The 26,119-nt window shown below is 60.5% G+C and carries 24 protein-coding genes; 12 read left to right on the top strand and 12 right to left on the bottom strand.

The annotated features are described in order from the left end of the window. Positions 1-13 precede the first annotated feature (13 nt). From AB7783_RS15855 to AB7783_RS15835, 5 genes are all read right to left on the bottom strand, one after another. Positions 14-1,249 (bottom strand): ABC transporter substrate-binding protein, encoded by a 1,236-nt coding sequence (locus AB7783_RS15855; protein WP_441278169.1) that lies wholly within the window; start codon positions 1,247-1,249, stop codon positions 14-16. A 156-nt stretch (positions 1,250-1,405) separates the two neighbouring features. Continuing rightward, positions 1,406-2,641, bottom strand: a complete 1,236-nt coding sequence (locus tag AB7783_RS15850) for an ABC transporter substrate-binding protein (protein ID WP_441278168.1) — start codon at positions 2,639-2,641, stop codon at positions 1,406-1,408. Between the two features lie 160 nt (positions 2,642-2,801). Further along, the gene (locus AB7783_RS15845; protein ID WP_441278167.1) at positions 2,802-4,025 is read right to left on the bottom strand and encodes an ABC transporter substrate-binding protein; all 1,224 of its coding nucleotides are present in this window, start codon (positions 4,023-4,025) and stop codon (positions 2,802-2,804) included. A 231-nt stretch (positions 4,026-4,256) separates the two neighbouring features. Then, complete coding sequence (locus AB7783_RS15840; protein WP_068735058.1) at positions 4,257-4,805, bottom strand: sigma-70 family RNA polymerase sigma factor; 549 nt, start codon at positions 4,803-4,805, stop codon at positions 4,257-4,259. Next, positions 4,805-5,002: a NepR family anti-sigma factor gene (locus AB7783_RS15835; RefSeq protein ID WP_068735402.1), complete on the bottom strand. Its 198-nt coding sequence runs from the start codon at positions 5,000-5,002 to the stop codon at positions 4,805-4,807. The genes AB7783_RS15840 and AB7783_RS15835 overlap by 1 nt, the downstream gene beginning before the upstream one ends. A gap of 237 nt (positions 5,003-5,239) precedes the next feature. Between AB7783_RS15835 and AB7783_RS15830 the strand changes: the two genes are divergently transcribed. The 5 genes from AB7783_RS15830 to AB7783_RS15810 all read left to right on the top strand — a co-directional run bounded on the left by AB7783_RS15830 (position 5,240) and on the right by AB7783_RS15810 (position 10,241). Beyond that, the gene (locus AB7783_RS15830; protein WP_068735059.1) at positions 5,240-6,040 is read left to right on the top strand and encodes a response regulator; all 801 of its coding nucleotides are present in this window, start codon (positions 5,240-5,242) and stop codon (positions 6,038-6,040) included. Positions 6,041-6,355: 315 nt separating this feature from the next. Then, a complete protein-coding gene (locus tag AB7783_RS15825; protein ID WP_441279706.1) occupies positions 6,356-7,186 on the top strand; it encodes an ABC transporter ATP-binding protein in 831 nt (276 codons plus the stop codon). Between the two features lie 13 nt (positions 7,187-7,199). Beyond that, positions 7,200-8,102, top strand: coding sequence for an ABC transporter permease (locus AB7783_RS15820; RefSeq protein WP_441279705.1), 903 nt, complete (start codon positions 7,200-7,202; stop codon positions 8,100-8,102). After that, on the top strand, positions 8,099-9,229 hold the full coding sequence (locus tag AB7783_RS15815; protein WP_441278166.1) for an ABC transporter permease: 1,131 nt from the start codon (positions 8,099-8,101) through the stop codon (positions 9,227-9,229). The genes AB7783_RS15820 and AB7783_RS15815 overlap by 4 nt, the downstream gene beginning before the upstream one ends. A gap of 31 nt (positions 9,230-9,260) precedes the next feature. Then, positions 9,261-10,241: an ABC transporter substrate-binding protein gene (locus tag AB7783_RS15810; RefSeq protein WP_441278165.1), complete on the top strand. Its 981-nt coding sequence runs from the start codon at positions 9,261-9,263 to the stop codon at positions 10,239-10,241. A gap of 9 nt (positions 10,242-10,250) precedes the next feature. Here AB7783_RS15810 and AB7783_RS15805 read toward each other — a convergent pair whose 3' ends face one another. Next, complete coding sequence (locus AB7783_RS15805; RefSeq protein ID WP_441278164.1) at positions 10,251-11,162, bottom strand: LysR family transcriptional regulator; 912 nt, start codon at positions 11,160-11,162, stop codon at positions 10,251-10,253. A 200-nt stretch (positions 11,163-11,362) separates the two neighbouring features. On the opposite strand from AB7783_RS15805, the gene AB7783_RS15800 reads away from it, so the two are divergent. The 4 genes from AB7783_RS15800 to AB7783_RS15785 all read left to right on the top strand — a co-directional run bounded on the left by AB7783_RS15800 (position 11,363) and on the right by AB7783_RS15785 (position 15,055). After that, positions 11,363-12,697 (top strand): acyclic terpene utilization AtuA family protein, encoded by a 1,335-nt coding sequence (locus tag AB7783_RS15800; RefSeq protein ID WP_441278163.1) that lies wholly within the window; start codon positions 11,363-11,365, stop codon positions 12,695-12,697. Positions 12,698-12,699: 2 nt separating this feature from the next. Then, a complete protein-coding gene (locus tag AB7783_RS15795; RefSeq protein WP_441278162.1) occupies positions 12,700-13,029 on the top strand; it encodes an AtuA-related protein in 330 nt (109 codons plus the stop codon). 63 nt (positions 13,030-13,092) lie between these two features. Continuing rightward, entirely contained in the window at positions 13,093-14,319 is a 1,227-nt protein-coding gene (locus tag AB7783_RS15790) for an ABC transporter substrate-binding protein (RefSeq protein ID WP_441278161.1), read from the top strand. 376 nt (positions 14,320-14,695) lie between these two features. Then, complete coding sequence (locus AB7783_RS15785) at positions 14,696-15,055, top strand: hypothetical protein (protein ID WP_244527934.1); 360 nt, start codon at positions 14,696-14,698, stop codon at positions 15,053-15,055. Between the two features lie 21 nt (positions 15,056-15,076). Here the strand turns inward: AB7783_RS15785 and AB7783_RS15780 are convergent, their stop codons facing one another. The 3 genes from AB7783_RS15780 to AB7783_RS15770 form a co-directional block, all read right to left on the bottom strand. Beyond that, positions 15,077-15,556, bottom strand: coding sequence for a phage holin family protein (locus AB7783_RS15780; RefSeq protein WP_441278160.1), 480 nt, complete (start codon positions 15,554-15,556; stop codon positions 15,077-15,079). Positions 15,557-15,650: 94 nt separating this feature from the next. Beyond that, positions 15,651-16,022, bottom strand: a complete 372-nt coding sequence (locus tag AB7783_RS15775; RefSeq protein WP_175368300.1) for a DUF883 family protein — start codon at positions 16,020-16,022, stop codon at positions 15,651-15,653. Positions 16,023-16,097: 75 nt separating this feature from the next. Next, a complete protein-coding gene (locus AB7783_RS15770; RefSeq protein WP_441230405.1) occupies positions 16,098-17,210 on the bottom strand; it encodes an AI-2E family transporter in 1,113 nt (370 codons plus the stop codon). A 234-nt stretch (positions 17,211-17,444) separates the two neighbouring features. Between AB7783_RS15770 and AB7783_RS15765 the strand changes: the two genes are divergently transcribed. Together AB7783_RS15765 and AB7783_RS15760 are read left to right on the top strand one after the other, a co-directional pair. Continuing rightward, complete coding sequence (locus AB7783_RS15765) at positions 17,445-18,242, top strand: L,D-transpeptidase family protein (protein ID WP_441230404.1); 798 nt, start codon at positions 17,445-17,447, stop codon at positions 18,240-18,242. Between the two features lie 39 nt (positions 18,243-18,281). Continuing rightward, the gene (locus AB7783_RS15760; RefSeq protein WP_441278159.1) at positions 18,282-18,914 is read left to right on the top strand and encodes a DUF2865 domain-containing protein; all 633 of its coding nucleotides are present in this window, start codon (positions 18,282-18,284) and stop codon (positions 18,912-18,914) included. A gap of 24 nt (positions 18,915-18,938) precedes the next feature. Here the strand turns inward: AB7783_RS15760 and AB7783_RS15755 are convergent, their stop codons facing one another. Beyond that, the gene (locus tag AB7783_RS15755; protein ID WP_441278158.1) at positions 18,939-21,032 is read right to left on the bottom strand and encodes a methyl-accepting chemotaxis protein; all 2,094 of its coding nucleotides are present in this window, start codon (positions 21,030-21,032) and stop codon (positions 18,939-18,941) included. Between the two features lie 207 nt (positions 21,033-21,239). Continuing rightward, complete coding sequence (locus tag AB7783_RS15750) at positions 21,240-23,333, bottom strand: methyl-accepting chemotaxis protein (protein WP_441278157.1); 2,094 nt, start codon at positions 23,331-23,333, stop codon at positions 21,240-21,242. A 370-nt stretch (positions 23,334-23,703) separates the two neighbouring features. Between AB7783_RS15750 and AB7783_RS15745 the strand changes: the two genes are divergently transcribed. After that, positions 23,704-23,859, top strand: coding sequence for a Thivi_2564 family membrane protein (locus tag AB7783_RS15745; protein WP_086937086.1), 156 nt, complete (start codon positions 23,704-23,706; stop codon positions 23,857-23,859). A 69-nt stretch (positions 23,860-23,928) separates the two neighbouring features. Here the strand turns inward: AB7783_RS15745 and AB7783_RS15740 are convergent, their stop codons facing one another. After that, complete coding sequence (locus AB7783_RS15740) at positions 23,929-26,088, bottom strand: malate synthase G (RefSeq protein WP_441278156.1); 2,160 nt, start codon at positions 26,086-26,088, stop codon at positions 23,929-23,931. Between the last annotated feature and the right edge of the window lie 31 nt (positions 26,089-26,119).

The raw sequence follows: 26,119 nt of genomic DNA, 5'->3' as shown, positions 1-26,119 counted from the left end.
TGCCGCAACTGAGCTATTGCGTCGCGACGTCGGCGCTGAAGATCTCGCCGAAGCGCTCCCACTTGTCGCCCTTGAAGCGCTGCATCTGCAATTGCGAGATAGGCGCGAAATCGGTGGGCGAGGTATTGATGGTGATGCCCGGCAGCAGCGTGTCGGGGGTAAAGTTCTTCAGGCTGGCGGCTTGTTTCATGACATTCGCCCGAGTCAGGTCGTCGCCGCACATCTGCAGCACCTTGACCAGCGTCTGCGCAGCACCATAGCCATAGACCGTGCTCGAATCCGCCTTGTTGGCGTCCGGCATGTATTTGTCGAGGAACGCGTTCCACTTCTTCATGCCCGGATCGTCCCTCCACTGGGAGTCGGTGCCGTCCTTGGTGTAGGAGGCCGACAGCACGCCTTGCGCATTGTCGAAGCCGGCGGGCTGCATCACCGCTCCCACGGAGACGCTGACATTGGCGAGGATCTGCAACGGCTTCCAGCCAAGCTCGGCGGTCTTCTTGATAGTCTGTGCCGCGAATTTTGGCGTCGTGAAGATCATTAGCACGTCGGGGTTCGCAGCTTTCAGCTTCACTACATGAGTGTCAATGGTCGGCTCGGCGATCTCGTAGCTGTCCTCGATGGCGATCATCGATGCTGCCTTGTCGCCGAGGCCGTCCTTGAAGCCCTTCAGATAGTCCTTGCCGAAATCGTCGTTCTGGTAAAGCACGCCGATTTTCGCATTCGGCTTCTCCTTCAGAAGATACTTCGCATAGATCTGCGCTTCGCTCTGATAGGAGGGCTGCCAGCCGATCGTCCACGGGAAGTTCTTCGGATCGTTCCACTTGGTGGCGCCGGTGGCAACGAAAAGCTGCGGCACTTTCTTGCCGTTCAGATATTTCTGGATCGCGGTGTTCGAGGGCGTACCCAGTGGATTGAACACCACCAGCACCTCGTCGGATTCGACCAGCCTTCGCACCTGCTCCACGGCTTTCGGCGGCGAATAGGCGTCGTCGTAACTGATGAAATTGATCTTGCGTCCGTTGATGCCGCCCTGTGCGTTGATCATATTGAAATAGGCGGTCTCGGTTTTGCCGATCGTTCCATAGGCAGATGCGGGGCCGCTGTAAGGAATGATGTTGCCGATCTTGATTTCAGTATCGGTGGCGCCGGTGTCGTATTTCTTTTGCGCGAGCGCGCCGGACACACTGGCGGCCAGAAGCGCCATAGCAGCAGGCAGTGCTGCAAGGCGCATGGATCGTGCGAGCATCATGGATCTCCGTGATCATTTCTTCCCAGGTCTTTGGTGGAGTTCTGCGACTCCTGTCCGCATTGAATACCCCTGATGCGCCGGTCACAAGAATAAGCCCCTGCGACCAAATCGCAGGGGCTCCGTTGTTTTAGTGGTGCAGTGCAAAGTGCTGCGGTACTAGTCCGGCGCAGTCGTGTCGGCATTGATCACCTCGCCGAACAGCTCCCACTTGTCGCCCTTGAAGCGCATCATCCGCAACTGCGCGATCGGCGCATAGTCGGTGGCCGAGGTGGAGATGGTGATGCCCGGCAGCAGCGTGTCTGGCGCGAAGTCCTTCAGGCTTGCGGCCTGCTTCATGACATTCTCGCGGGACAGGTTGTCGCCGCACATCTCCAGCACCTTCACCAGCGTCTGCGCGGCGCCATAACCGTAGACGAGGCTGTTGTCGGTGCGGTCGGCGCCCGGCATGTATTTGTCGATGAAAGCCGACCATTTCTTCATGCCCGGGTCGTCCTTCCACTGGGAGTCGGCGCCGTCCTTGCGGTAGTCGGCCGACAGCACGCCCTGCGCATTGTCGAAGCCGGCGGGCTGCATCACTGCTCCGACGGAAACGCTGACATTGGTCACGAGCTGTAGCGGCTTCCAGCCGAGTTCACCGATCTTCTTGATGCCCTGGGCTGCGAATTTCGGCGTCACGAAATGGACGACGACATCGGGATTGAGCGACTTCACTTTCACGATGTGGGAATCGATGGTCGGCTCGGAAATCTCATAGCTCTCTTCCGTGACCAGCATCGTGGCAGCCTTGGCACCCAGCGCTTCCTTGAACGCCTTCTGGTAGTCCTTGCCGAAATCGTCGTTCTGATAGATCACCGCGATCTTGGCGTCCGGCTTCTCCTTCATCAGATATTTTGCGTAGATTTGTGCTTCGACCGCGTAGCTCGGCTGCCAGCCCATCGTCCACGGGAAATGCTTCGGATCGTTCCACTTGCTGGCGCCGGTAGCGACGAAGAGTTGCGGCACCTTCTTGGCATTCATGTATTTCTGGAACGCGGTATTCGACGGCGTGCCGAGCGAATTGAAGATGAACAGTGCCTCGTCGCTTTCGACCAGCTTGCGGGCCTGCTCGACCGCCTTCGGCGGCGAATAGGCGTCATCGTAGGTTATGAAATTGATCTTGCGGCCGTTGATACCGCCCTGGTCGTTGACCATTTTGAAATAGGCGGTTTCAGTCTTGCCGATCAGTCCGTAGGACGAGGCAGGGCCGCTATACGGCATAATGTTGCCGATCGTGATTTCGGTGTCAGTGGCGCCGGTGTCGTATTTCTTCTGGGCCAGCGCGCTGCCGCTGGCTGCGGCGCTGAGGGCCGCGGCAACCGATAAAGCCAGTGCGCGCGATCGGATCGAAGGCATTTCAGAACTCCCTGATTTTTATTCGTCTTGTTTTGCGGGCCTTTGCGGCTCCGGCCGGATTGAACACCGTTCGCGTGTATGCGGCAACAAAAAGCCCCTCGCGATGACACCGCGAAGGGCTGCTTTATTGGGCAATGGATATGCCGTCCCCCGGCATAATTCAGCGGCTGATTTCGCCCGAGATCACAGGGCCAAATAGCTCCCATTTGTCGCCCTTGAAGCGCATCATCTGCAACTGTTCGATCGGGTAGAAATCAGTCGCGGACGTGTTGAGCTTGATGCCCGGCAGCATCGTGTCCGGCGCGAAGTCCTTCAGGCTGGCGGCTTGCTTCATCACATTGGCACGGGTGAGATCGTCGCCTGCCTGCTTCAGTACCTGAACCATGGTCTGAGCTGCGCCGTAGCCATAGACCACGGAGATGTCGTTGCGGCGGGCGTCCGGCGCGTATTTGGCGAGGAAGGCGTAGAAACGCTGCATGCCGGGGTCATTGTCCCACTGCGGATCCGAGCCGTCCTTGGCATAATAGGCCGACAGGATGCCCTGCGAGATCTCCTGTCCCGCCGGTTTCAGCACCGAACTGATCGATGCGCTGGCATAGCCCTGGATGTAGAGCGGCTTCCAGCCGAGTTCGGAGACCTTGCGGATACTCTGGACCGCCGACTTCGGTGTCGTGACGCTGATGAAGGTATCGGCGCCGGAGGCTTTCAGATTGATGATGTGGCTATCGATGGTCGGCTCGGTGACCTCATAGCTCTCGGCGGCGATCAGCATGCCCCCAGCTTTGTCGCCGAGACCATCTTTCAGGCCCTTCAGCACGTCCTTGCCGAGGTCGTCGTTCTGATAGAGCACCGCGATCTTCGCGTCGGGCTTTTCGTTCAGCAGATATTTCGCATAGATGCGGCCCTCGCTCTCATAGGGCGGCTGCCACGCTATGGTCCACGGGAAAGCCTTGTGATTGCCGAAATAGGTTGCGCCGGCGGCAACGAACAGTTGCGGCACTTTCTTGATGTTGAGATATTTTTGGATCGCCGCATTGGACGGTGTGCCTAGTGGGTTAAACACCACGAGCACCTCGTCCGATTCCACCAGCTTGCGGGCCTGCTCGACGGCCTTGGCCGGATTGTAGGCATCGTCATAGCTGATGAAATTGATCTTGCGGCCGTTGATGCCGCCCTGATCGTTGATCATCCGGAAATAAGCGGCCTCGATGATGCCCGCGATGCCATAGGCCGAAGCCGGCCCGCTATAGGGCATGATGTTCCCGATCTTGATCTCGGTGTCGGATGCGCCGGGATCGTATCGCTTCTGCGCGAGGGCATGGCCGGCGCAGGCGATGCTCAGTGCGGCGGCAAGCGAGATTGTTCGTGGTCGAAAGGCAGGCATCCCGGGTTGGTCCTCGTACAGCAGTCCCGAGGCGTTAATGGCATGTGCATCAACAAAAATCCCCGGCGATGTGAGCGCGAGGGGCACTTTCTGTGTGGCGGAAAGATGGTGGCGGTTCCTTCGCCCCGATTGCGGAAGAAGTCGGCGCGCTGCTGATACACTCATACCAACTCGCACAAAAAAAGCGGCCACCGAAGTGACCGCTTGTCTTGCCTCAATTGTCGGATCGAACTAACCGCCCGATCCGCCGATCACTGCGCGAACGGTATCGTCCGGGCCGAAGTCTTCCGCGCCATCCACATAGAGAAGCGCGCTGAGCTTCGAACGCGCGCGGTTGACGCGGCTCTTGATGGTGCCGACGGCGCAGCCGCAGATCGTGGCCGCGTCCTCATAGGAGAAGCCCGATGCGCCGACGAGAATAAGCGCTTCGCGCTGATCCTGCGGAAGCTTCTCAAGCGCCGCGCGAAACTCCTCAAATTCCAGATGGGCGTTTTGTGCCGGCTGGGTCTTCAGAGTCTTGGCATAGCTACCGTCCGCATCCTCAACTTCCCGTCGCCGCTTGCGATAGTCCGACCGGAACAGGTTGCGCAGAATGGTGAACAACCACGCAGGGAGATTCGAGCCGACCTGGAAGGAGTCGATATTGGCGAGAGCGCGCAACAGCGTTTCCTGAACGAGGTCATCGGCCCGGTCGCCGTTGCCGGAGAGCGAGATCGCGAAGGCGCGCAGGCTAGGCACCGACGCCAGAATGTCGTCGCGGAGTGAGTCTGTGAGAGGCATTATTCCCCTCCTTCATTTTTGCCAGGATCGCCAGCGATCTGGGCTTGAGCCTCAGCCCCGTCCAGCTTGCGGATCAGCTCCGCAAATCGGTCCGGCACGCCCTGTCGCACGACATCGTCGTACATGGCGCGCAACTGATGCCCGATCCGTGACTGGATTTCGGCGTTTAATCCGCCCTTTGGCTTCACATCTTTCATGACCCGTTCCACATTCCCCAGAAGACATGTCCCTGGAATTTGAGAAATTTTCTTGATTTTTGAAGCCTTTGCGGCGTCTGTCGGCGATCTAATGCGGAGCGTGGCCGAAAGTTCCGACCCGATGGAACTTTTGTCTGGCTGGGGCGTAAACAAGCACAACGAGGGAGCCGGATTGTATCCGAATACCCCTTCGACTTTGACGTAGAGTCGTCTTTGACCAGACAGGATGGAGTGGGGATGTCCCGATCACAGCTCGTAGCTGAACACTTGCCGCTGTTGCGGCGCTATGCCCGCGCCCTCACAGGTAACCAGGCCTCAGGCGATGCCTATGTAGGCGCCATGCTGGAAGCGTTGCTGCAGGACCAGTCGTTGCTCGACGAGCAACACGGAGCCCGTGCCGGCTTGTTTCGCCTGTTCACCCAGATTTGGAACTCTGTCGCCTTGAACGACAATCCGGACGTCGCGCCGCTGCAGGCCGCCTCCGAGAAGCGCATTTCCAACATCACCCCGCTGCCACGACAGGCCTTCCTGTTGCTGTCGCTCGAAGGCTTCTCGGAAGAGGAAGTCGCCTTCGTACTCGATGCTGATGTGGCGGAAGTGCGTACGCTGGCCGATACGGCCGGCCGAGAAATGGCCGCCGAAATCGCCACCGACGTTCTCATCATCGAGGACGAGACATTCATCGCGATGGATCTCGAAAGCCTCGTGAAGAATCTCGGTCATAACGTCATCGGCGTTGCACGCACCCATGCAGATGCGGTTGCGCTCGCAAAGAACAAGAAGCCCGGCCTGATCCTCGCCGATATCCAGCTCGCCGATGGCAGCTCGGGTCTCGACGCGGTGAACGAGTTGCTGCGCATCTTCGAAGTGCCGGTAGTCTTCATCACCGCCTATCCGGAGCGTTTCCTGACTGGCGAACGTCCGGAGCCGGCCTTCCTGATCTCGAAGCCGTTCCAACCCGCGATGGTCTCGGCCGTCGCCAGCCAGGCGCTGTTCTTCCAGCGCAACTCAAAGAACAAGACAGCCAAGGCATCCTGATTTCAAGGCGCCCTAACTTCGGGCGTCCTGATCTCGCTGGTATTGATTGACATCGAAGCGGCTAGGCCATGTGCCCGGCCGCTTTCGTTTGGCCAGAAGCCATCCAGAGCGCGCCGGATGATACCTGCTCAATAAGTCCTCTTCGCTTGCGCAAACTATCAGCGGGCAGAAGGAGGGGGCTGACAGTATTGTGTTGATGCAGCGATCAATGCCGATATCATCCCTCGATAGGCGGCAAATTGCCACGTCCCGCAGGGCTCATAGGCTTTGACGGGGTGGCGGGGCTGCGTGACCCTTCTGGTCGAACCGGTGCGCATGAACTCAACTGCCGACGCTGAACCTCATATCTATCAATCCACAGTGACACGCCCCGTTGCGGTCGATGTCAGCAAGGTGTCGCTCACTTTCGATACGGCCGACGGCAAGGTCGAAGCGCTATCCAATGTCGATCTGCAAATCAGTGGTGGGGAGTTCGTCTCCTTCATCGGTCCCTCCGGCTGCGGCAAGACCACGCTGCTGCGTGTGATCGCGGATCTGCAGCAGCCAAGCTCTGGGAGCGTCACTGTCAATGGCATGAGCGCGGAGCAGGCGCGGCTGGGGCGCAATTACGGTTATGTATTTCAGGCGCCGGCGCTGTTTCCCTGGCGCAGCATCGAGGCCAATCTCAAGCTGCCGCTGGAGCTGATGGGCTTTTCGCCGACCGAACAAAAGCAGCGCGCCGCGCGCTACCTCGACCTCGTCAATCTCACCGGCTTCGAACGCAAGTTTCCCTGGCAGCTCTCCGGCGGCATGCAGCAGCGGGTTTCCATCGCACGGGCGCTGTCGTTCGATCCCGAATTACTGCTGATGGACGAGCCGTTCGGAGCACTGGATGAGATCGTGCGCGATCATCTCAACGAACAGCTCCTGCAACTCTGGGCCAAGACCCGCAAGACCGTGTTGTTCGTGACGCATTCGATTCCCGAGGCGGTGTTTCTTTCCACCAAGATCGTGGTGATGTCGCCGCGGCCGGGCCGTATCACTGATGTCATCGACTGCAATTTCCGGCGCGACCGCACGCTGGAAATTCGCGAGACGCCGGAATTCATGGCGATCGCGCAGCGCGTGCGCACCGGGTTGCGCGCCGGACATTCCTATGACGAGTAGCACCGTGGAGACGATGCCGGTCGCGCGTGCGGCATGGCGCACGCATCCGCTGGTCAAGCGTAGCGCGCCGGTGGTGACCATTGTCGCGGTGCTGATCGTCGTCTGGTACATCGGCGCCGTGCTGATGAACCTGTCGCTTGTGCGCGGCGGCTTCGAGCGCGAGGAAGCGCCTTACACGACGATGGAATTGCTGGAAGGCACCATGAGTGCCGAGCGGCCATTGCTGCCGGCGCCGCATCAGGTGGTCGGTGCTTTCATCGACGGCGTGTTCGGCTATGCGCCGACGGCGCCGCGTAGCCTCGTCTATCATTCCATGGTGACGCTGTCGGCGACGCTGCTCGGCTTCGCGCTCGGCGCGCTGCTCGGCATCGTGCTGGCGCTCGCCATCGTGCACAGCCGCGTGCTGGAGCGCAGCCTGATGCCGTGGATCATCTGCTCGCAGATGGTGCCCATATTGGCGCTGGCGCCGATCTTCATTGTGGTGCTCGGTGCCGTCGGCCTGCAGGGCCTGCTGCCGAAATCGATCATCTCGGCTTATTTGAGTTTCTTCCCGATCACGATAGGCATGGTGAAGGGCTTTACCTCGCCCGATCCGATGCAGATGGATCTGATGCGTACATGGTCGGCGACATCTAGACAGGTGCTGTCGAAACTGCGCTGGCCATCGGCGGTGCCGTATCTCTTTGCCAGCCTCAAGGTCGCTATCACTATTTCGCTGATCGGCGCCATCGTCGCGGAATTGCCGACCGGTGCCGAGGCCGGCATCGGCGCGCGCTTGCTGGCCGGCTCTTATTATGGCCAGACTATCCAGATCTGGTCGGCGCTGGTTGCCGCCGCCGTGCTGGCCTCGGGCCTGATTGCGATTGTGAGCTATGCCGAATGCAAGGTCGCGCAGCGGATGGGGGCGCGGGCATGAATCGTCGCCAGATCCGCCTCGGCTTCATCATGTCGGCCGTCTGCGTCCTGATCACGCTGATGCTGCCGCTGCCGCTGGCCGGCACGCCCGTCGCAGCACTGATGGCGCGGCCGCTGACCTTCCTGCTCACCGGCGTGATCGTGCTGGTCTTCGCTTTCGCTGCCGGCTTCCGTGGCCTGCCTGCCATTGTGATCGGCCTTGTCGGGGCAGGTATCACGGCGGACATGACGTTGACGCTGTTGCGCGATCCCTTGATTGCTGGCGATGCCGCGTCAGGCTTCTGGATGGTGGTGATCGGCGTCTGGCTGGCGTCATGGATCTGCGTCGTTGCGCTGGCCGGGCTGAGGCCGCGCAGCAGTGTATTCCGCAAGGCTATCGATCTGGCCATCCCGCTGCTGTTCGGTGCGGCCGTGTTCTATCTCTGGGAAGTTGTGGTGCGCGGGGCCGGCGTGCCGCCGGTGCTGCTGCCGTCGCCGAGCGCTGCCGCTGTGAAATTCATGGCGTCGCTGCCGATATTGGGCGCGGATTTCGTGCAGACCTTCATCCGTGGTGTGCTGATCGGCTATGCCATCGGCTGCGGCGCCGGGCTTCTGGTGGCGATCCTCGCGCATCGCTTTGAATTTCTCGGCCGCGGGCTGCTACCCTTGGGTAACTTCTTCTCGGCACTGCCGCTGGTCGGCGTGGCACCCATTATGGTGATGTGGTTCGGCTTCGACTGGCCATCGAAGGCTGCTGTGGTGGCGCTGGTGACATTCTTCCCGATGCTGGTGAATGCGTTGGCCGGTCTGCAAGCTGCCGGCGATATCGAGCGTGACCTGATGCGCTCCTACGGCGCGAGCTATGCCCAGACTCTCATCAAGTTGTATCTTCCCGCTGCTCTACCTTTCATCTTCAATGCACTGAAGATCAATGCCACACTGGCCCTGATCGGTGCCATCGTCGCGGAATTCTTCGGCACGCCGACGCAAGGCATCGGCTTTCGAATTTCCACCGAAGCCGGGCGGATGGCGCTCGATATGGTGTGGGCGGAGATCGCGCTGGCCGCGATCGCGGGAATGGCATTTTATGGACTTGTTGCGCTCGCCGAGCGCGTGACGACGTTTTGGCATCCATCGATGCGGACCTAGTTCGGCAGGTTCGCCAATTCTGGAGTTGAGCATGAAGAAGATCATGGCATTCGGCGCAGCGATGGCTCTCTCGCTCGGCTCCGCGCAAGCGGCGGACAAGGTCACCATCCAGCTCAAATGGGTCGCACAGGCCCAGTTCGCCGGCTACTTCGTCGCCAAGGAGAAGGGCTTCTACAAGGACGCCGGGCTCGACGTGACGATCAAGCCGGGCGGTCCCGATGTCGCCCCACCGCAAGTGATCGCGGGCGGCGGTGCCGATGTGGTGGTGGACTGGATGCCGTCGGCGCTGGCCTCGCGCGAGAAGGGCGTGCCGCTGGTGAATATTTCGCAGACCTTCAAGAAGTCCGGGCTCGAACTCACCTGCCGCGCCGAGACCGGCATCAAGAAGCCGACCGATCTAAAGGGCAAGGTCACCGGCGTCTGGTATGGCGGCAACGAATATCCGTTCCTCTCCTGGATGTCGAAGCTGGGCTACAAGACCGATGGTTCGCCGGCCGGCGTCAAGATCATCAAGCAGGGCTTCAATGTCGATCCGCTGCTGCAGAAGCAGGCCGATTGTGTATCGACGATGGCCTATAATGAATACTGGCAGGTGATCGATGGCGGCTACAAGCCGAGCCAGCTTACCGTGTTCAAATATGAGGACGAGGGCGTCGCGACGCTGGAGGACGGTCTCTGGGTGCTCGACAAGAATCTCAAGGATTCAGCCTTCGTTGCCAAGATGGCGAAGTTCGTGAAGGCGTCGATGAAGGGCTGGGACTATGCCAAGACCAATCCCGACGAAGCCGTGAAGATCATTCTGGCTGGCGACTCCACGGGCGCCAAGACTGCCAAAGACCAGAAGCGCATGATGACCGAGGTCAGCAAGTTGCTCGGCGATGCCAATGGCAAGCTCGACGTCAAGGACTATGATCGCACGGTTGCGACGCTGATGTCTGGCGGTTCGGATCCCGTGATTACCAAGAAGCCGGAAGGTGCCTACAGCTTCGCAGTCTATGACGCGATGAAGTAATCGCGGGTATCAGCGGCGCGCGAATAACGGCTGCGCGCCGATTGACTTGGCGAGGTGATCGCCAAAGGCTTCACTGATCGGCGGCAGCGTGCGGCCGGCCTTCTTGATGATGGTGATGGCCCGCGAGAAATCCGCGACGTCGATCTGCCGCGAGCGCAGGTCCGGCTCGGCGCCGATCTCGCGTGCGGAGCCCGGCAGGATGGTGATGCCCAGGCCGGCGCGGACCATGGCGATGGCCGTCATCATATAGGTCGCTTCGCAGGTCGGCTGCGCGATGTGTCCCGCGGTCAGGAAGGCGCTGTCGACGACCGCGCGGACGCTGGTCGCGGGATCCATCAGCACCAGCGGATATTTCATCAGATCGTCGATGGTGACCTTGCGGATGCCGCCGATCGGGTGCTTCGCCGGAAACACCACATGCATGCGGTCGCGCACTTCGAGCAGCACTTCCACGTCGTGGCCGGTGACGCTGCCACCCATGATGCCGAGATCGACCTCTTCTGAGCGGACGAGGTCAAGGACGCGGTTGGCGATCACGTCCTTCAGGACGAAAGATGTGCCGGGCTGCAACTCGCGAAACGACTTGATGGCCTCGGGCAGGGCACCCGCGGCGACCGAGGGAAGCGCCGCGATCCGGACGACGCCCCGGCGCTTGGCCGCGATATCGCGAGTATCCACGACGACGGCATCGAGATCGCGGATCATGCGCTGAAACACCGGCAGCAGTTCGCGGCCGACTCGCGTCAGTTCGACGGAGCGGGTGTTGCGATCGAACAGTTTCACCTCGAGGGTTTCTTCGAGGCGCCTGATCTGAACCGTCAGCGTCGGCTGCGCCAGATGCAGCAACTCCGCGGCGCGGGTGAAGCTGCCGGTTTGGGCGACGACGACGAAAGACCGGATCTGCCGGAGATTCACATTCATAGAGAATTTCTATCAATGGGATAGAATTAATTCAATTGAATAGAGGGAAGCTTCTGGCTTCAATCCCCGAAAGCGACATGCGCATGATCGCCTGCTCAGGCCCGTGACATGTCCGTCGAAAGAGATCGGGAGATAGACATGCAGCGATCGCGGTTTTCGCGATGTGACTGCAGGCAAGTCTGATCCAGGGAGAACTACTCGTGCGTATCATCAGGATCGGATCCGGTGCCGGCTATTCGGGGGACCGGATCGAACCGGCGATCGAACTCGCCGAAAGCGGCAACCTCGATTATCTCGTCTTCGAGTGCCTTGCCGAACGCACTATTGCGCTTGCCCAGCAGGACCGCCTGAAAGATCCGCAAGGCGGTTTCGACCCGTTGCTTGCCGACCGCATGAAGGCGGTGCTGTCCATCTGCCGAAAGAACGGCGTCAAGATCGTCACCAATATGGGGGCGGCGAATCCCGTCGCGGCGGCGCAGGCAACGCGTGACATCGCCAAGGTGCTTGGTCTGACCGGATTGAAAGTCGCGGCAGTGACTGGCGACGATGTGCTGGACCAGGCGCGAAATTCCGACGTTGCGCTGGACGACGGCGGTTCCGTCAAAGCTCTCGGTAACCGCGTGATCTCAGCTAATGCCTACACAGGCGCAGCCCCCATCGCCGAGGCGCTGGCCGGCGGTGCGGATGTCGTCATCACAGGGCGTACGGCCGATCCGGCGCTGTTTCTCGGGCCGCTGGTGCATGAATTCGGCTGGGCGATGGATGACTGGGATTTGCTCGGCAAGGGCACCATGGTCGGCCATCTCCTGGAATGTGCTGGCCAGATCACCGGCGGCTATTTCGCCGATCCCGGCGTGAAGGATGTGCAGGGCCTCGGGCGGCTTGGCTTTCCCATCGGCGAGGTGCGTGAGGACGGCGATCTCGTCGTCACCAAGGTCGCGGGCTCGGGCGGCCAGATCACGCGCGCGACGGTGACCGAACAACTGCTCTACGAAATTCATGATCCGACCCGCTATTACCAGCCGGATGTGGTTGCCGATTTCTCGCAGGTGCGTGTCGAGGAGGTTGGTCCGGACCGCATCCATGTCACCGGCGGGAGCGGGGCGCCTAAGACGGGCCTTCTGAAAACATCCGTCGGCTATCTCGACAGCTATATCGGCGAGGGCGAGATCTCCTATGCCGGTGCCAATGCTGTCGCGCGCGGGCGTCTGGCGCTTGAAATTGTGTGCGAACGCCTTGCGATCACCGGCGTGAAGATGACGGAGAGCCGGTTCGACCTGATCGGCGTCAATGCGCTGCATGGTGACGCCCTGGCCGAAGGCCGTGATCCCTATGAAGTCCGCATCCGCGTCGCCGGGCGTACCGACTCGCTCGCAGAGGCCGTGAAGATCGGCAACGAGGTCGAAACGCTCTACACCAATGGACCCGCCGGCGGCGGCGGGGCCTGGAAATCGGCACGCGAAATCGTCGGCGTCGCTTCGGCTTTGCTGCCCGAAACTGTCGTGACGTCATCAGTCACATTCATGGAGGCCTGACCATGAAACTCCGTGAGATCGCGCATTCACGCAGCGGCGACAAGGGTGACACGTCCAACATTTCTGTCATCGCTTTCGATATGGGGGACTTCGCGTTTCTGGCCGAGCATGTGACCGCCGATCGCGTCGCGGACCATTTCGGCGACACCATCACCGGCACCGTCACGCGCTATGAATTGCCGGCGCTCGGCGCGCTGAACTTCGTGCTGACGGGCGCGCTCGGTGGCGGTGTTGTGCGATCGCTCGCGCTGGATACGCACGGGAAATCATTCAGCTCTGCGCTGCTTGAATTCGAGCTGCCGGACAAAGGAGAGTCATCCGGCTCACCATGATCTTCGTCACAATAGGACGACGATACTTTCATACCAAAAAAACCAAAAACGGGAGGACTATTGATGAAGCGACGTACATTCCTAGCTGGCCTCGGTGCAACTGGCGTCAGCGCTGCAGTTTTTTCTCCGGCGATCGTTCGTGCCGCTGCGGATACACCACTGAAGTTCGGTGTGCTGTCCGACATGACGGGTCTGTTCGCTGACAATGGCGGGCAGGGCTCGGTAGCGGCAGCGCAGCTCGCGATCGAGGAATGCGGCGGCAAGGTGCTTGGCAAGGCGATAGAGCTGATCCAGGCCGACCATCTCAACAAGCCCGATGTCGGAGGCAATATTGCGCGCCAGTGGTATGATCAGGAAGGCGTCGACGTCATTCTCGACGTGCCGGTGTCGTCTGTTTGCATCGCCGTGCAGACCTTCGCCAAGGACCGCAACAAGATGTTTATCACGTCGGCGGGCGGTTCGGCGGATCTCAGTGGCAAGTTCTGTTCGCCGAACTTCATTCAGTGGACCTACAATACTTACGCGCTGGCCAATGTCGCCGGCAAGGCGATGCTTCAGCGCGGTGGGGACACATGGTTCTTCGTTGTGGCGGACTATGCCTTTGGTCAGGCGCTCGAGCGTGACGTGACGGAAGTTGCCGTGAAGGGCGGCGGCAAGGCGCTTGGCCGTGCGCCGCATCCGATCAACACGGCGGATTTCTCCTCGCAGCTTCTGACGGCCAAGTCGTCGGGCGCCAAGGTCATCGCCATCGCCAATGCCGGCAGTGACACGCAGAACGCCATCAAGCAGGCAGAAGAGTTCGGTTTGATGGGCGGTGATCAGAAGATGATTGCGCTCTTGATCGACGTGAATGACATCCGCAGCGTCGGATTGAAGAGCGCGCAAGGCCTGCTGGTGACGTCCGGCTTCTACTGGAACATGGACGACCGCACGCGTGCATTCTCCAAGCGCTACGCTGCCAAGATGGGCAAGCCGCCGAGCATGATGCAGGCCGGTGTCTATTCCTCGACGCTGAACTACATCAAGTCGGTGGAGGCCGCGAATACCAAGGATCCTGCCGCTGTGGTCAAGGATCTGCAGGGGCGTACCTTTGACGATGCCTTTCTGCGCAACGGCAAGCTGCGTCCGGACAATCTGATGGTCCACGACATGTATCTCGCCGAGGTCAAGAAGCCTTCCGAGGTCACCGATAGCTATGACGTGTTCAGAATCCTCGCCACGGTGAAGGGCCAAGACGCGTTCTCGCCGCTCTCGGCGAGTGCATGCCCAATGGTGATGAGCAAGAAGTAAGCCGAACGGATAACTCTATGAACCGAGCGTCGCGGGCAGGGAAATACCTTTACCCGCGATTCTTTCGAAGGGTGAGAGAGCCTTACCTATTCCTCAAAAGAATGCGGGGTGCAGCTGGCATCACCACAGCTCCACCCCGCGTCGCCGGTCAATTGGGGCAGGGGACGACCGGCTTCCGGGAAGACGCGCGAGGGTGAAAAGCGTTCCCGCGGGCGTCAAATTATTTAACACACGGTTAAGTGATCGCCGTTCTTGAACCTAGAGCCTTGACGCACGTTCCTATCATGAGCGCTACGCAACGACGCGGCGCAGGGCAGGCGAGGCTCACATGTCAAAGGTATCCAGCTTGGTCTTGGGAATGGTCGCCGGAGCGACCATGTTCGGCGCCATCCAGTATGCTTCCGGCAATGATCTGCGGGGCACGCTGACCGATTCAGACAAGGCTGCGTCCAGCGGCGTCAACCGGGCTGCCAAGGGCGACCGGGCATCACTAATTACCACACAGAACGAGCAGAGCCAGACTCTCTCGTTCCGCGTTCAGGGGCTGTCGGATACGTCCGTCCTTCTGCGGATGGGCGTCGCGCCCGTGGTGGCTCCAACCAAGAATGAAGCCGTCAATATCCGGCCCCTCCCCATGAATGCCAAACCGCAACGTGCGGCGGTGGGCTGCGAACCGCCTGTGAGTGTGCTCAGCGAGATGGCAAAGATGCTGCAGCCGGGTCGCTGTGTGACCTGATCTTCACGTTGACAATTTAAATCAATCGTCGGCGACCTCATCGGGGTCGCCGGTTTCGTTCGTATCATCATCTGCCGCAGCACTGCTGCGATTGGCCATATAGCCAAGTGCGACGCCGGTCAGCGCTAGTAGCGGAATAACCTTCTTGAGGCCGAGCGTGCGCGCGATCTGAATGCCGGTCGCCACCAGCATCGGATCGATCAGCGGCGCATTCGCAGCAGCTCTAGCCGCTGCGCGCGCCGCGGCTGCTGCGCGCTCGCGGGCCTGCTTCTGCTTGGTCGCATAGATCTGTGCGAAGATCGCCGCGATGACCAAAAAGATGCCGGCGATGGTGAGGCAGGCCTCAATGACGCCGTAGCGCTGCGTCACCGCGATGAAAGCCGCAACACACAGGAAGCACAGCGCCACAAAGCCGGCAACACCAGCCAGTGCTATGAGCGAAGTCATGCGCACGCTGTTGCTTGTGCTGTTCTTCAGATCGTCGATGATACTCTTCAGCATGAAAGCCCCCGAACCCGAACTCTAAAATACAAAGAAAACTGACGGCACCATTGGGCACCGCCAGTTCATCACATTCCAATCCTGCGCATATGACTCAGCGGCGCCAGGCCATCCCGATCAGCACGCCGAGGCCGAGCGCCAGGCCGACTGCAGCCAATGGGCGCTGGGTAATGCTGTCTTCCAGCGTTTCCTCCAGTGAATAGGCTGCGTCATGCGCAGCATCGTAGGCCGCGCTGCCGCGCTCCCGCATGTCGGACATCATGTCTTCGGCGTCGGCACGGGCTTGCTTGACGCCGCGGCGGGCTTGTTTAGTAGCCTGGCCGGTAAAGGCATTAAGCGCGTCGGTGATCTGTTCGGTCAGGGCTGCAACATCGTTTTTCACGGCGGTGAGATCCTTCTGAAGGCGGCTATAGGTTGCTTTGTCGGTCAGCTTCTTGAGTTCATCCAGGCCATCGATATCCGCCATGCGAAGCTCCCCTGATACTCAAAATCCAATGCAGAAACGCCCGGTTAGACCGTAGGTTCCATCAGTAGAGCTGGATTAGTCCGGCGGCAACTGCGGCGAATTGATCGGCATCAAATGCTCTTTCAGGATCAGCCCGACGATCAGGATCGGCGCCGCCAGGAAGCCGCCCATCGGGCCCCAAAGCCAGGTCCAGAACGCCAGCCCGATGAACACCGCCAGCGCGTTGAGTTGCAATTTGCGTCCAATGATCGTGGGCGTGATGAAGTGGCCTTCCATGAAGGTGAGGCCGACGAACAGCAGCGGCGCGATCATGCCCGCGGCGATCGTTTCCGACGAAATGATGCCGACCGCGACCAGGATGACGAACATGGCGACGGGGCCGATGATCGGGAAGAAGTTGAGCGTGGCTGCCAGCGCGCCGAGGCCGGCCGGGTTGGGCATGCCGGTGGCCGCGCAGATCACGCCGGTGGCAATGCCGACTCCGAAATTGATCATGGTGACCATCAGCAGATATTCGCCAAGGCTGGTCTCTATGGCATTGAGAATGCGCAGCGTCCGCAGCCGCCATTCGTGATCGGCGAAGTTCATCACCAGCGCGCGGCGCAGGTCTTTCCAGCTTGCGATGAACAGCACCAGCGTGGCGAAGAACAGCAGGAATTCGGTGAAGGTTGGCGACAGGAATTCGACGGTTGGCTGCACCCAGTCGATCTTGGGCAATTCGAACTTTGTTGTCGCAAGCGTTTCGGCGCTGCTGAACATGCTCTGTATCTGGTGCCAGAGCGCCAGCGGTCGGTCAAAGACATGCAGCTTGTTCTTGAGCAGCGAACCTAGTTCGGGGAGCCGCGTCGTCCATTCCATCAGAGGGGATGAAATAAGCCCCACGATGAAGGCGAGCCCGGCGCAGACCAAGATAACGATCAGGACTGCCGAGACGGATCGCGGAATGCGGCGCTTTTCGAGAAAGCTCGCTGCGGGCGACAACATGGTGCCAATGATGAAGGCTGTCACGATTGGCAGGAAGAATGCCTTGGCGACATAGAGCACCGTAATCACGGTGATCACCAGCAGCGATACCAGCGTGAAAGCAACCACTTCGGCACGGCGGAACACCGGCGGCTGCTCGATCTTGCTCTCGGGCACCGGCGTGCCTGCAGGCTGCTTTTCGGGGAGAGCGCGTACTTCACTCATGGGCTGTCCCGACATGCCGCCACTTGTTCGCGCAAACCGCGTTCGCGCGTCAGATCGCCGACATGCGATCGGGCTCTACAACACGACCATACCGCAAAAGTTCCGTCGCGATTTCGTGATGGTTCCTTGGTTGACAAATCATTCGGTGAACGCCCGCAGGGAGGGAACTGTGAGGCTCCGGCGCGGTTGGTTGCGGTCATCACGACGATGACGCGTCGCCAAACGGGGCATCACATGTCACAGGCATCATCTGGAAACCGCAAGCTTTCGCTGCGTCTCACAAACGCGCTCGTTGTTGCAGCCGCTCTGATCGTAGCTCCGCCGTTCATCTCCAGTGCATCGGCGCAGGTGCAGGTAATGAACTATGGACCAGCTGCGTTAAGCGCGTTTCCACCGGACGAGGATGTGATGGCTGCGCCGCGGGTGCGGGAGAACATGGATGCCGCTCTCCCCGAGCGCCTGCGCCGCGCCGAAGTCAACTATATGACCCGCGAAGCGCCGGGCACAGTGATCATCGATACTGGCAATACCCAGCTTTATTATGTGCTCGGCAACAACCGCGCGATCCGCTACGGCGTCGGTGTTGGCCGCGAAGGATTCACCTGGTCCGGCACGCAGACTGTCACGCGCAAGGCGGAATGGCCGGATTGGCATCCGCCGCAGGAAATGATCGCGCGCCAGCCCTATCTGCCGCGCTTCATGGCTGGCGGCCCCGGCAACCCGCTCGGTGCCCGCGCGATGTATCTCGGGTCCAGCGCTTATCGCATCCATGGCACCAATGATCCGTCAACCATCGGCAAGTTCGTGTCGTCGGGTTGTATCCGCCTGACCAATGAAGATGTGCAGGACCTTTTCAGTCGCGTCAGCGTTGGGACCAGGGTTGTGGTGCTGCCGAAGTCGGTTGCCCCACACTATGAGGCGCGCACGGCTCCGGCGCCGCGCAGCGTCACATCGATATCGGTTCGCCCTGCCGGCGTGCAGCAGGCTCCGGGCCGTCAGGCGATGAACCTTTCCGCGTCGTCGCTTTACTGAGAGTCGATCATTCTGCTTTGATGCCGTGTTGGAGGCCCCATGACCCGATTTCCAGGACAACGGATGGCCCTCGGCGCGGTGGCGGCGATTGTCATGCTCGGTGCCGCCCCAGCGCAGGCACAGGATTTCCTCTCGGCATTGTTCGGCGGGATAGCGCGTGGTCGTGGCCCGGATATCTCGCTGCCTTTCGTCAATGAAGGTCCGCCGGTGCAGGAGCAGCGCCCTCGCGCAGCAAGCGGCGGGCGTCAGGCTTTTTGCGTGCGCACGTGCGATGGGCGTTACTTCCCGATATCAGCGACCGACAGTCAGAGCCGTGCGGCGTCGTGCAATAATTTCTGTCCGGCGAGCGATACCAAGGTTGTTTACGGCAGCAGTATCGACACGGCTACGACCGAGAGTGGCAAGCCCTATTCCGAGCTGCCGAATGCATTCAAGTACCGCACCGAACTGGTGGCCGGCTGCACCTGCAATGGCCAAGACCAGATCGGTTTGGCACCGGTGAAGCTCGAGAACGATCCGACCTTGCGCAAAGGCGACATCATCGCCGGTGCCGACGGATTGATGGTCACGGGCCGCGGCGCTGACAAACGCGGCGCATCGCTGAACATGTCGCCGGTGTCGCCGTCGCTGCAGGCAAAGTATGAGCGCATGCCGGTGGTGGCGCGGGAATAATCCGCGCCACGTGATCGATTGCGCTTAAGCCGCGCGGATCTTCCCGAGGAAGTCCGTCACCTGAGTGCCGAGCTGGCGTGTCTGCGTCGCCAGCGTCTCTGATGCCACCTTCACATCCTGAGCGGCTGCACCAGCTGCGTCGGCATCGGCACTGACTCCGCTAATATTGTCCGACACGTTGCGGGTGCCATCGGCCGCCTGCTGGGTGCTGCGGGTAATTTCCTGCGTCGCCGCGCCCTGTTCTTCGACCGCAGCCGCAATCGCGGTGGCGACTTCATTCACTTCGCCGATAATGCCGCCGATCGACTTGATGGCTTCGATGGCCTCATTGGCGACTTTCTGGATATCCGCAATCTGTTCGGAAATATCCTCGGTCGCCTTCGCGGTCTGGCTAGCCAGCGACTTCACTTCCGATGCGACGACAGCGAAGCCGCGGCCGGCTTCGCCGGCGCGCGCCGCTTCGATGGTGGCATTGAGTGCCAGCAGGTTGGTCTGCGAGGCGATGTCGTTGATCAGCCCGACCACTTCGCCAATCCGGTTCGCAGTCTGGGCGAGGCCCTGAACGGTATTGTCGGTCTGCTGTGCCTGGCTGACGGCACGGCTGGCGATGCCGGCCGCATGCGATGCCTGGCGGCTGATGTCGTTGATCGAGGCACTCAGCTCCTCGGCCGCGGCGGCGACATTTTGCACATTCACTGAGGCTTCGCCGGAGGCGCGCGCAGCATCCTGCACGCGGGCATTGGTCTGGCTGGACACAGCGGCCATGCCATCGGATGTCGTGCTCATCTGATCGGAGGCGTCGCCCAGCGTGCCGAGCGTGTCGCGCATCTGGATTTCGAACATGCCGATATATTGCTCGATGGCCTGCTGGCGTTGGCTCGCATTGGCATTGCGATGGCGTTCCTGTGTCTCGATCTCGGCCTTTTCCATCGCTTGCTTCTTGAAGGTCTCCAGCGCACCGGCCAGTCCGCCGATTTCATCCTGGCGATCGGTATAGCCGGCATCGACGGTGAGATCGCCGCCCGCCACTTTCAGCATCGCGTCGCGGATGGTGAGCAGCGGCGTGGTGACACGGCGCGTGATGGTGACCATGGCGCCAACGACCAGCATGATGGCGGCCCCCAGTAGCACCAGTTGCAGGATCAGTGAGCGTTGCGCAGCAGACCACTGCACGAGGCTGTGGTTCTTGGCTTCATCAAGCGCGCGTTCGGCGACGACCACGGCTGTGCTCATCTTGTCCACGGTCAGCGGTGTCCAGGCCGTCGCCGGCATTTCGGGTTTCTCGCCGGTTGCGACGGCCTGAATCAGACGGTCGCGCAGTGCCAGATATTGCGGATCGAAATAGGATGTTTTCGCTGCAGCGAGGGCCGAGACGAGACCCTGCGGCAGTTCAGTTCCCGACGATGCGATTTCCAAGGCATTCCATCCGGTCTCGATGCCGCCCGTCAGCTTCACATAGCTCCGCTGCAGCTCCGGCGAGATCTTGTTGACCGCGAGCGCGTTCGACACGATGACCGAGGCGTCGCCCGATGTGTTGCGCATCAGCCAGGCCATCTGCTTGATCGACAGTAACTGATCGATCACCGGATCGTTGTGGGTTACGGCGGCCGTGAGGGCGGAGGAGACTTTTTCGAGCATGGCCAGAACGGAATCGACATTGTCCTGGAATTCCTTGGCAAGGCCAGCGCGGCGCGAGGCCTTTGGCTTGCTCATCTGGTCCCAGGATTCGGTCTGCAACGCGATCAATGCCTGCATCAGCCGGTTAAATTCGGGCACCAGCGTCGCCTTGCCGGGGAAGTCGGCGGTGACCAGCAATTCTCCTGCTGTTTTCATTGCCGGCATTTCGGCGCCGCGGATACGGCGCAGATAGGCCTCAGTATCGGGCTGAATCACGATATCGGCGTTCAACGTGCGGAACGTCGTGGACCGGTCAGTGCGCAGATTGTGCATCGCCTTGAACACATGGCCGGATGCCTCGGCGATCGTCGACATGCGCCCCGCGACGTTGAGGCGCCCATATGATTCCCACGCGCTGAGAACCAGGAATATGACGACACAGACCGCCATGATGGCGATCACGGACTTGAGCAATGCGGAAACGGTCAATCGATGAAGCACAATGAATCCCCCAAAAAATATTTCGGTATTTAAGGCTGCAATTGGTAAATATTCACGCTCATGCCCGTCTTGATAAATACGTTTCTTGTAAAGCTACTTTAGGTGGAAAATTGTCGTGTCCGGCGACGCTTCAACGAAAAAAGCCCCGACGATGCCGGGGCTTTTGATACTTGTCAGCGCTCAATGACGTGACTGATGAGGCCCTGCCTAGGCAGCCCGGATCTTGCCGAGGAAGTCCGTTACCTGAGTGCCGAGCTGGCGCGTCTGCGTGGCCAGCGTTTCCGAGGCTACCTTCACATCCTGCGCGGCGGCGCCAGCTGCATCCGCATCGGCGCTGACGCCGGCGATGTTGTCCGACACATTGCGGGTGCCATCGGCGGCCTGCTGCGTGCTCCGGGTGATCTCCTGTGTCGCGGCTCCCTGTTCCTCGACGGCCGCGGCGATGGCAGTTGCTACTTCATTGACTTCGCCGATGATGCCGCCGATCGACTTGATTGCCTCGATGGCCTCATTGGCGACCTTCTGGATATCTGCGATCTGCTCGGAAATATCGTCGGTTGCCTTGGCGGTCTGGCTGGCCAGTGACTTCACTTCCGACGCGACGACCGCAAAGCCGCGTCCGGCCTCGCCAGCGCGCGCGGCTTCGATAGTGGCGTTGAGCGCTAACAGGTTGGTCTGCGAGGCGATATCGTTGATCAACCCGACCACCTCGCCGATCCGGTTGGCGGTCTTGGCGAGGCCTTGGACGGTGCCGTCGGTTTCCTGCGCCTGATTGACGGCGCGACTGGCGATTCCCGCGGCGTGCGCGGCCTGCCGGCTGATATCGTTGATCGACGAGCTCAGCTGTTCGGCGGCCGAGGCGACATTCTGCACGTTCAGGGAAGCTTCGCCCGAAGCTTTTGCTGCGACCTGCACGCGGGCATTGGTCTGGCTGGATACGACCGCCATGCCATCCGATGTGGTGTTCATCTGATCGGACGCGTTGCCGAGTGCGTTGAGCGCATCGCGCATCTGGACCTCGAAGGTCCCGATGTGCTGTTCGATGGCCTGCTGCCGCTGGGTCGCGTCGGCGTTGCGATCGCGCTCCTGCTGTTCGATCTGTGCTTTCTCCTTGGCCTGTTGCTTGAAGGTCTCCAGAGCGCCGGCGAGCGCGCCGATTTCGTCCTTCCGTTCGGAATAGCCGGCATCGACGACGAGATCGCCTGCGGCGACTTTCAGCATCGCATCGCGGATGGTGTGCAGCGGGGTGATGACGCGGCGGGTGACGGCAACCATGCTGCCGAATGCTATGCCGAGCGCGGCTGCGAGCAGCGCCAGTTGCAGGATCAACGCGTGCTGCGCGGCAGTCCACTGCGTCAAGGTATGGCTTTTTGCTTCATTCAGCGCTCGTTCGGCGACTGTAACCGCACTGGCCATGCGATCAACGGTGATTGGAGTCCATTCGCTCGCGGTGATTTCGGGCTTTTCGCCGCTCACCAGTGCATTCATGACACGGTCACGAAGGGCCATATATTGCGGGTCGAAATAAGCCACCTTTGCAGCAGCCATGGTTGCAGCCAGGTTGGGCGGCAGCTGCATTCCAGACGCGGACAATTCCAGCGCATTCCAGGCAGCGTCGATGCCGCCAACAAACTTGGTGTAAGCGAGCTTATTCTCTGGTGTGGCGCGCCCGACAGCAAGGCCGTTCGCGACGAGGAGAGATCCTTCGCCGGCGGTGTTGCGCAACAGCCAGGCCGCCTGTTTGATCGACAGCAATTGATCGATCATGGGATCGTTGTGGTTCACCGCGGCGGCGAGCTGGGCCGACACTTTTTCCAGCGTTTCAAGCAGCGCTTGCGTGGTCTCCATATACTCCTTGCCGAGGGCTGCACGGCGCGACGCCTTCGGCTTGCTCATCGCGTCCCAGGATTCGGTTTGCAGAGCGGTCAGCTTGTCGACCAGCTGGACCAGCGTCGGGTGCAGCGTCTTTTGATCGGCGAATTCGATGGTGGCAATGAGGTCAGCCGCTGCTCGCATCGCCGGCATCTCGGAATCGCGAATGGAGCGGAGATATTTTTCTCCGTCCGGCTGAATGACTGTCTCGTTGTTCAGGTTCCGGTTCGTCGATGCACGGTCGGTGCGCAGATTATGCATCGCCTTGAAGGCATTCGCGGAGGCGTCCGCAATTACCGAGATGCGGCTGGCTGAACGTAGCCGCCCGTAGGAGTCCCAGGCTGTCGTTGCCAGAACGGCGACCACACAGAGCGCCATGACCACGATGACAGATTGAAGCAACGCGGAAACGGTCAATCGATTGAACATCATGAATCCCCCAAATATTTGATTTAGTAAGGCTTCAAATGGTAAATATTTCCGATTGCACACGTATCGTGGAGTAGGTTTGAATACAGCTACTTTAGGTGGTTGGTGCGTAAGCGTTCTTGCGGCAGGGCGAAGGACGATGCCCGGCGATTGATCGGTTCTGCTTCTCCGCGCGGGTTCGGCACTCCACTGGCGGCGCGGATTCTACGTGACCGTCGGTGACCTGAGGGCCAGCTTGCGTGCCTAGTTTGGTGAGGTTCTTTTGTTCCGATCCGGGAACCCAATGCTCTCGCCCACGTTGGATCACTGTTGAGCAGCTGCGATGGCCGGGGCTGCTATTCGTTTCCATTGAGTCTGGGGGGATACGCACATGCTCGTCGGCGTCTTGATCACTTTTCTCGTCGTCATTCTCATTCTGTACTTGATCAATCTGTTGCCGATCGACGGCCGCGCGAAGCAGATTTGCCGCGTCGTCGTGATCATTCTCGGTGTGATCTCGCTGCTGAAATACATCGCGGTTTTCTAGCGAGATGGACTAACGAAAAAGCCCCGGCGGTTTGCCGGGGCTTTTTGCTATTGATAGTTCCGCTTGCGATCAAGCCAGCGCCTTCGCCTCGCGGCGGCGCGCCGTGAGGATGTATTCAGTATAGCCGTTCGGCTGTGTGCGTCCCTCGAAGATCAGGTCGCAGGCGGCCTTGAAGGCGACGCCGTCGAACGAGGGCGCCATGTTCTGATACAGCGCGTCGCCCTTGTTCTGCTCGTCCACCACCACAGCCATGCGCTTCAGCGATTCCATCACCTGATCCCTGGTAATGACGCCCTGATGCAGCCAGTTGGCAAGGTGCTGGGCGGAGATGCGCAGCGTGGCCCGATCTTCCATCAGGCCGACGCCATGAATGTCCGGCACCTTGGAACAGCCGACGCCCTGGTCGATCCAGCGTACGACATAGCCGAGGATACCCTGGCAGTTGTTGTCGATCTCCTGCTTCACATCATCCGGCGCCCAGTTCGACTGCGACACCGGAATGGTGAGGATGTCGGTGAGCTTGCCGCGCGGCCCGCCCTTGGCGAGATCCTTCTGGCGCGTGGCGACATCGATCTGATGATAGTGCAACGCGTGCAGCGTCGCGGCGGTGGGCGAGGGCACCCATGCGGTGGTGGCGCCGGCCTGCGGATGGCCGAGCTTCTGCGTGAGCATGTCCGCCATCTTGTCGGGCGCGGCCCACATGCCCTTGCCGATCTGGGCATGGCCCGGCAGGCCATCGATCAGGCCGACATCCACGTTCCACTCTTCATAAGCCTTGATCCACGGCGTCGCCTTCATGTCGTTCTTGCGGATCATCGGACCCGCTTCCATCGACGTGTGGATCTCGTCGCCGGTGCGGTCGAGGAAGCCTGTGTTGATGAACATGATGCGCTTGGATGCATTCTGGATACAGGCCTTGAGGTTCACCGTGGTGCGGCGTTCCTCATCCATGATGCCGACCTTCATGGTGTTCTCGGGCAGCGACAGCAGTTTCTCAACGTGCGCAAAGATTTCGCAGGTCAGCGCCACTTCATCCGGGCCGTGCATCTTCGGCTTGACGATATAGATCGAGCCGGTGCGGCTGTTGCGGATCGGACCCTTGCTCTTGAGGTCGTGGATTGCGATCAGGCCGGCAACGGCGGCATCGAGCAGGCCTTCCGGAATTTCCTCGCCGGCGCTGTCGAGCACCGCATCCGTAAACATGTGATGGCCGACATTGCGCATCAGCATCAGGCTGCGGCCATGCAGGGTCAGGTTCTTGCCGTCGATCGTCTTGTAGACACGGTCTTCATTGAGCGAACGCTTCAGCGTCTTGCCGCCCTTTTCGAAATCGGCCGAGAGCGTGCCGTTCATCAGGCCGAGCGTGTTGCGATAGACCAGCACCTTGTCGTCGGCGTCGACGGTGGCGACGCTGTCTTCCATGTCGAGAATGGTCGAGACGGCCGACTCCATGATCATGTCGGCAACACCAGCGGAGTCGTCCTTGCCAATGGTGTTGGTTCGATCGATCTTCACTTCGATATGCAGGCCGTTATTGACCAGCAGGATCGAGGTCGGGGTGGCGAGCTCGCCGAGATAGCCAGCGAGCTGGGATTCGTTCTTCAGTGCGGTCAGGTTGCCGCTCTTGAGCTTGGCCGAGAGCTGGCCCGCAATGATGCTGTAGGCCGTGACATCGGTGTGGCTGCCGGTGGCGAGCGGCGCGGCCTGATCGAGGAAGGCTTTTGCCTTGGCGATGACTTTGTCGCCGCGTGCCTTGTTGTAGCCTTTGCCACCTTCAGACGGATCATGCGGGATTGCATCGGTGCCGTAGAAGGCATCGTAGAGACTGCCCCAGCGCGCATTTGCGGCATTCAGCGCATAGCGCGCATTGGTGAGCGGCACCACGAGCTGCGGGCCGCAGATCTGGCCGATCTCGATATCGACATTGGCAGTCTCGACCTGCTTGGTCGCAGGTTCCGGGAGGAGGTAGCCGATTTCCTTGAGGAACGCCGTATAGGCGTTCATGTCGAAGGCGCCCTTGTTGGCCATATGCCAGGCATCGATCTTGGCCTGCAGCGTATCGCGCACCTTGAGCAGTTCGCGGTTCTTCGGGCCCAGGTCCTTGATGAGAGCGGCGACGCCGGCCCAGAACGCATCCGGCTGGATGCCGGTCCCGGGGGCGGCTTCCTTGGCGATGAAGTCGAACAGGACGGGGGCGATCTGCAATCCGTGGGCGTCGATGCGTTTCATGGTGTCTTTCTCGCGAGAAGCGGCAATTCTG

Source organism: Tardiphaga sp. 172_B4_N1_3 (assembly GCF_052076035.1).
GTDB lineage: Bacteria > Pseudomonadota > Alphaproteobacteria > Rhizobiales > Xanthobacteraceae > Tardiphaga > Tardiphaga robiniae.
The sequence above is the reverse complement of the archived record's forward strand: the minus strand, read 5'-3'. Positions and strand labels throughout refer to the sequence as shown.

Excerpts from the sequence above, each read along its gene's own strand:
- AB7783_RS15765 (WP_441230404.1), top strand. The coding sequence starts at position 17,445 with ATGTCACAGGCATCATCTGGAAACCGCAAGCTTTCGCTGCGTCTCACA.
- AB7783_RS15775 (WP_175368300.1), bottom strand. The coding sequence starts at position 16,022 with ATGGCGGATATCGATGGCCTGGATGAACTCAAGAAGCTGACCGACAAA.
- AB7783_RS15760 (WP_441278159.1), top strand. The coding sequence starts at position 18,282 with ATGACCCGATTTCCAGGACAACGGATGGCCCTCGGCGCGGTGGCGGCG.
- AB7783_RS15810 (WP_441278165.1), top strand. The coding sequence starts at position 9,261 with ATGAAGAAGATCATGGCATTCGGCGCAGCGATGGCTCTCTCGCTCGGC.
- AB7783_RS15845 (WP_441278167.1), bottom strand. The coding sequence starts at position 4,025 with ATGCCTGCCTTTCGACCACGAACAATCTCGCTTGCCGCCGCACTGAGC.
- AB7783_RS15780 (WP_441278160.1), bottom strand. The coding sequence starts at position 15,556 with ATGCTGAAGAGTATCATCGACGATCTGAAGAACAGCACAAGCAACAGC.
- AB7783_RS15790 (WP_441278161.1), top strand. The coding sequence starts at position 13,093 with ATGAAGCGACGTACATTCCTAGCTGGCCTCGGTGCAACTGGCGTCAGC.
- AB7783_RS15795 (WP_441278162.1), top strand. The coding sequence starts at position 12,700 with ATGAAACTCCGTGAGATCGCGCATTCACGCAGCGGCGACAAGGGTGAC.
- AB7783_RS15805 (WP_441278164.1), bottom strand. The coding sequence starts at position 11,162 with ATGAATGTGAATCTCCGGCAGATCCGGTCTTTCGTCGTCGTCGCCCAA.
- AB7783_RS15825 (WP_441279706.1), top strand. The coding sequence starts at position 6,356 with ATGAACTCAACTGCCGACGCTGAACCTCATATCTATCAATCCACAGTG.
- AB7783_RS15830 (WP_068735059.1), top strand. The coding sequence starts at position 5,240 with ATGTCCCGATCACAGCTCGTAGCTGAACACTTGCCGCTGTTGCGGCGC.
- AB7783_RS15815 (WP_441278166.1), top strand. The coding sequence starts at position 8,099 with ATGAATCGTCGCCAGATCCGCCTCGGCTTCATCATGTCGGCCGTCTGC.
- AB7783_RS15740 (WP_441278156.1), bottom strand. The coding sequence starts at position 26,088 with ATGAAACGCATCGACGCCCACGGATTGCAGATCGCCCCCGTCCTGTTC.
- AB7783_RS15785 (WP_244527934.1), top strand. The coding sequence starts at position 14,696 with ATGTTCGGCGCCATCCAGTATGCTTCCGGCAATGATCTGCGGGGCACG.
- AB7783_RS15840 (WP_068735058.1), bottom strand. The coding sequence starts at position 4,805 with ATGCCTCTCACAGACTCACTCCGCGACGACATTCTGGCGTCGGTGCCT.
- AB7783_RS15820 (WP_441279705.1), top strand. The coding sequence starts at position 7,200 with ATGCCGGTCGCGCGTGCGGCATGGCGCACGCATCCGCTGGTCAAGCGT.
- AB7783_RS15835 (WP_068735402.1), bottom strand. The coding sequence starts at position 5,002 with ATGAAAGATGTGAAGCCAAAGGGCGGATTAAACGCCGAAATCCAGTCA.
- AB7783_RS15770 (WP_441230405.1), bottom strand. The coding sequence starts at position 17,210 with ATGAGTGAAGTACGCGCTCTCCCCGAAAAGCAGCCTGCAGGCACGCCG.
- AB7783_RS15855 (WP_441278169.1), bottom strand. The coding sequence starts at position 1,249 with ATGATGCTCGCACGATCCATGCGCCTTGCAGCACTGCCTGCTGCTATG.
- AB7783_RS15850 (WP_441278168.1), bottom strand. The coding sequence starts at position 2,641 with ATGCCTTCGATCCGATCGCGCGCACTGGCTTTATCGGTTGCCGCGGCC.
- AB7783_RS15745 (WP_086937086.1), top strand. The coding sequence starts at position 23,704 with ATGCTCGTCGGCGTCTTGATCACTTTTCTCGTCGTCATTCTCATTCTG.
- AB7783_RS15750 (WP_441278157.1), bottom strand. The coding sequence starts at position 23,333 with ATGTTCAATCGATTGACCGTTTCCGCGTTGCTTCAATCTGTCATCGTG.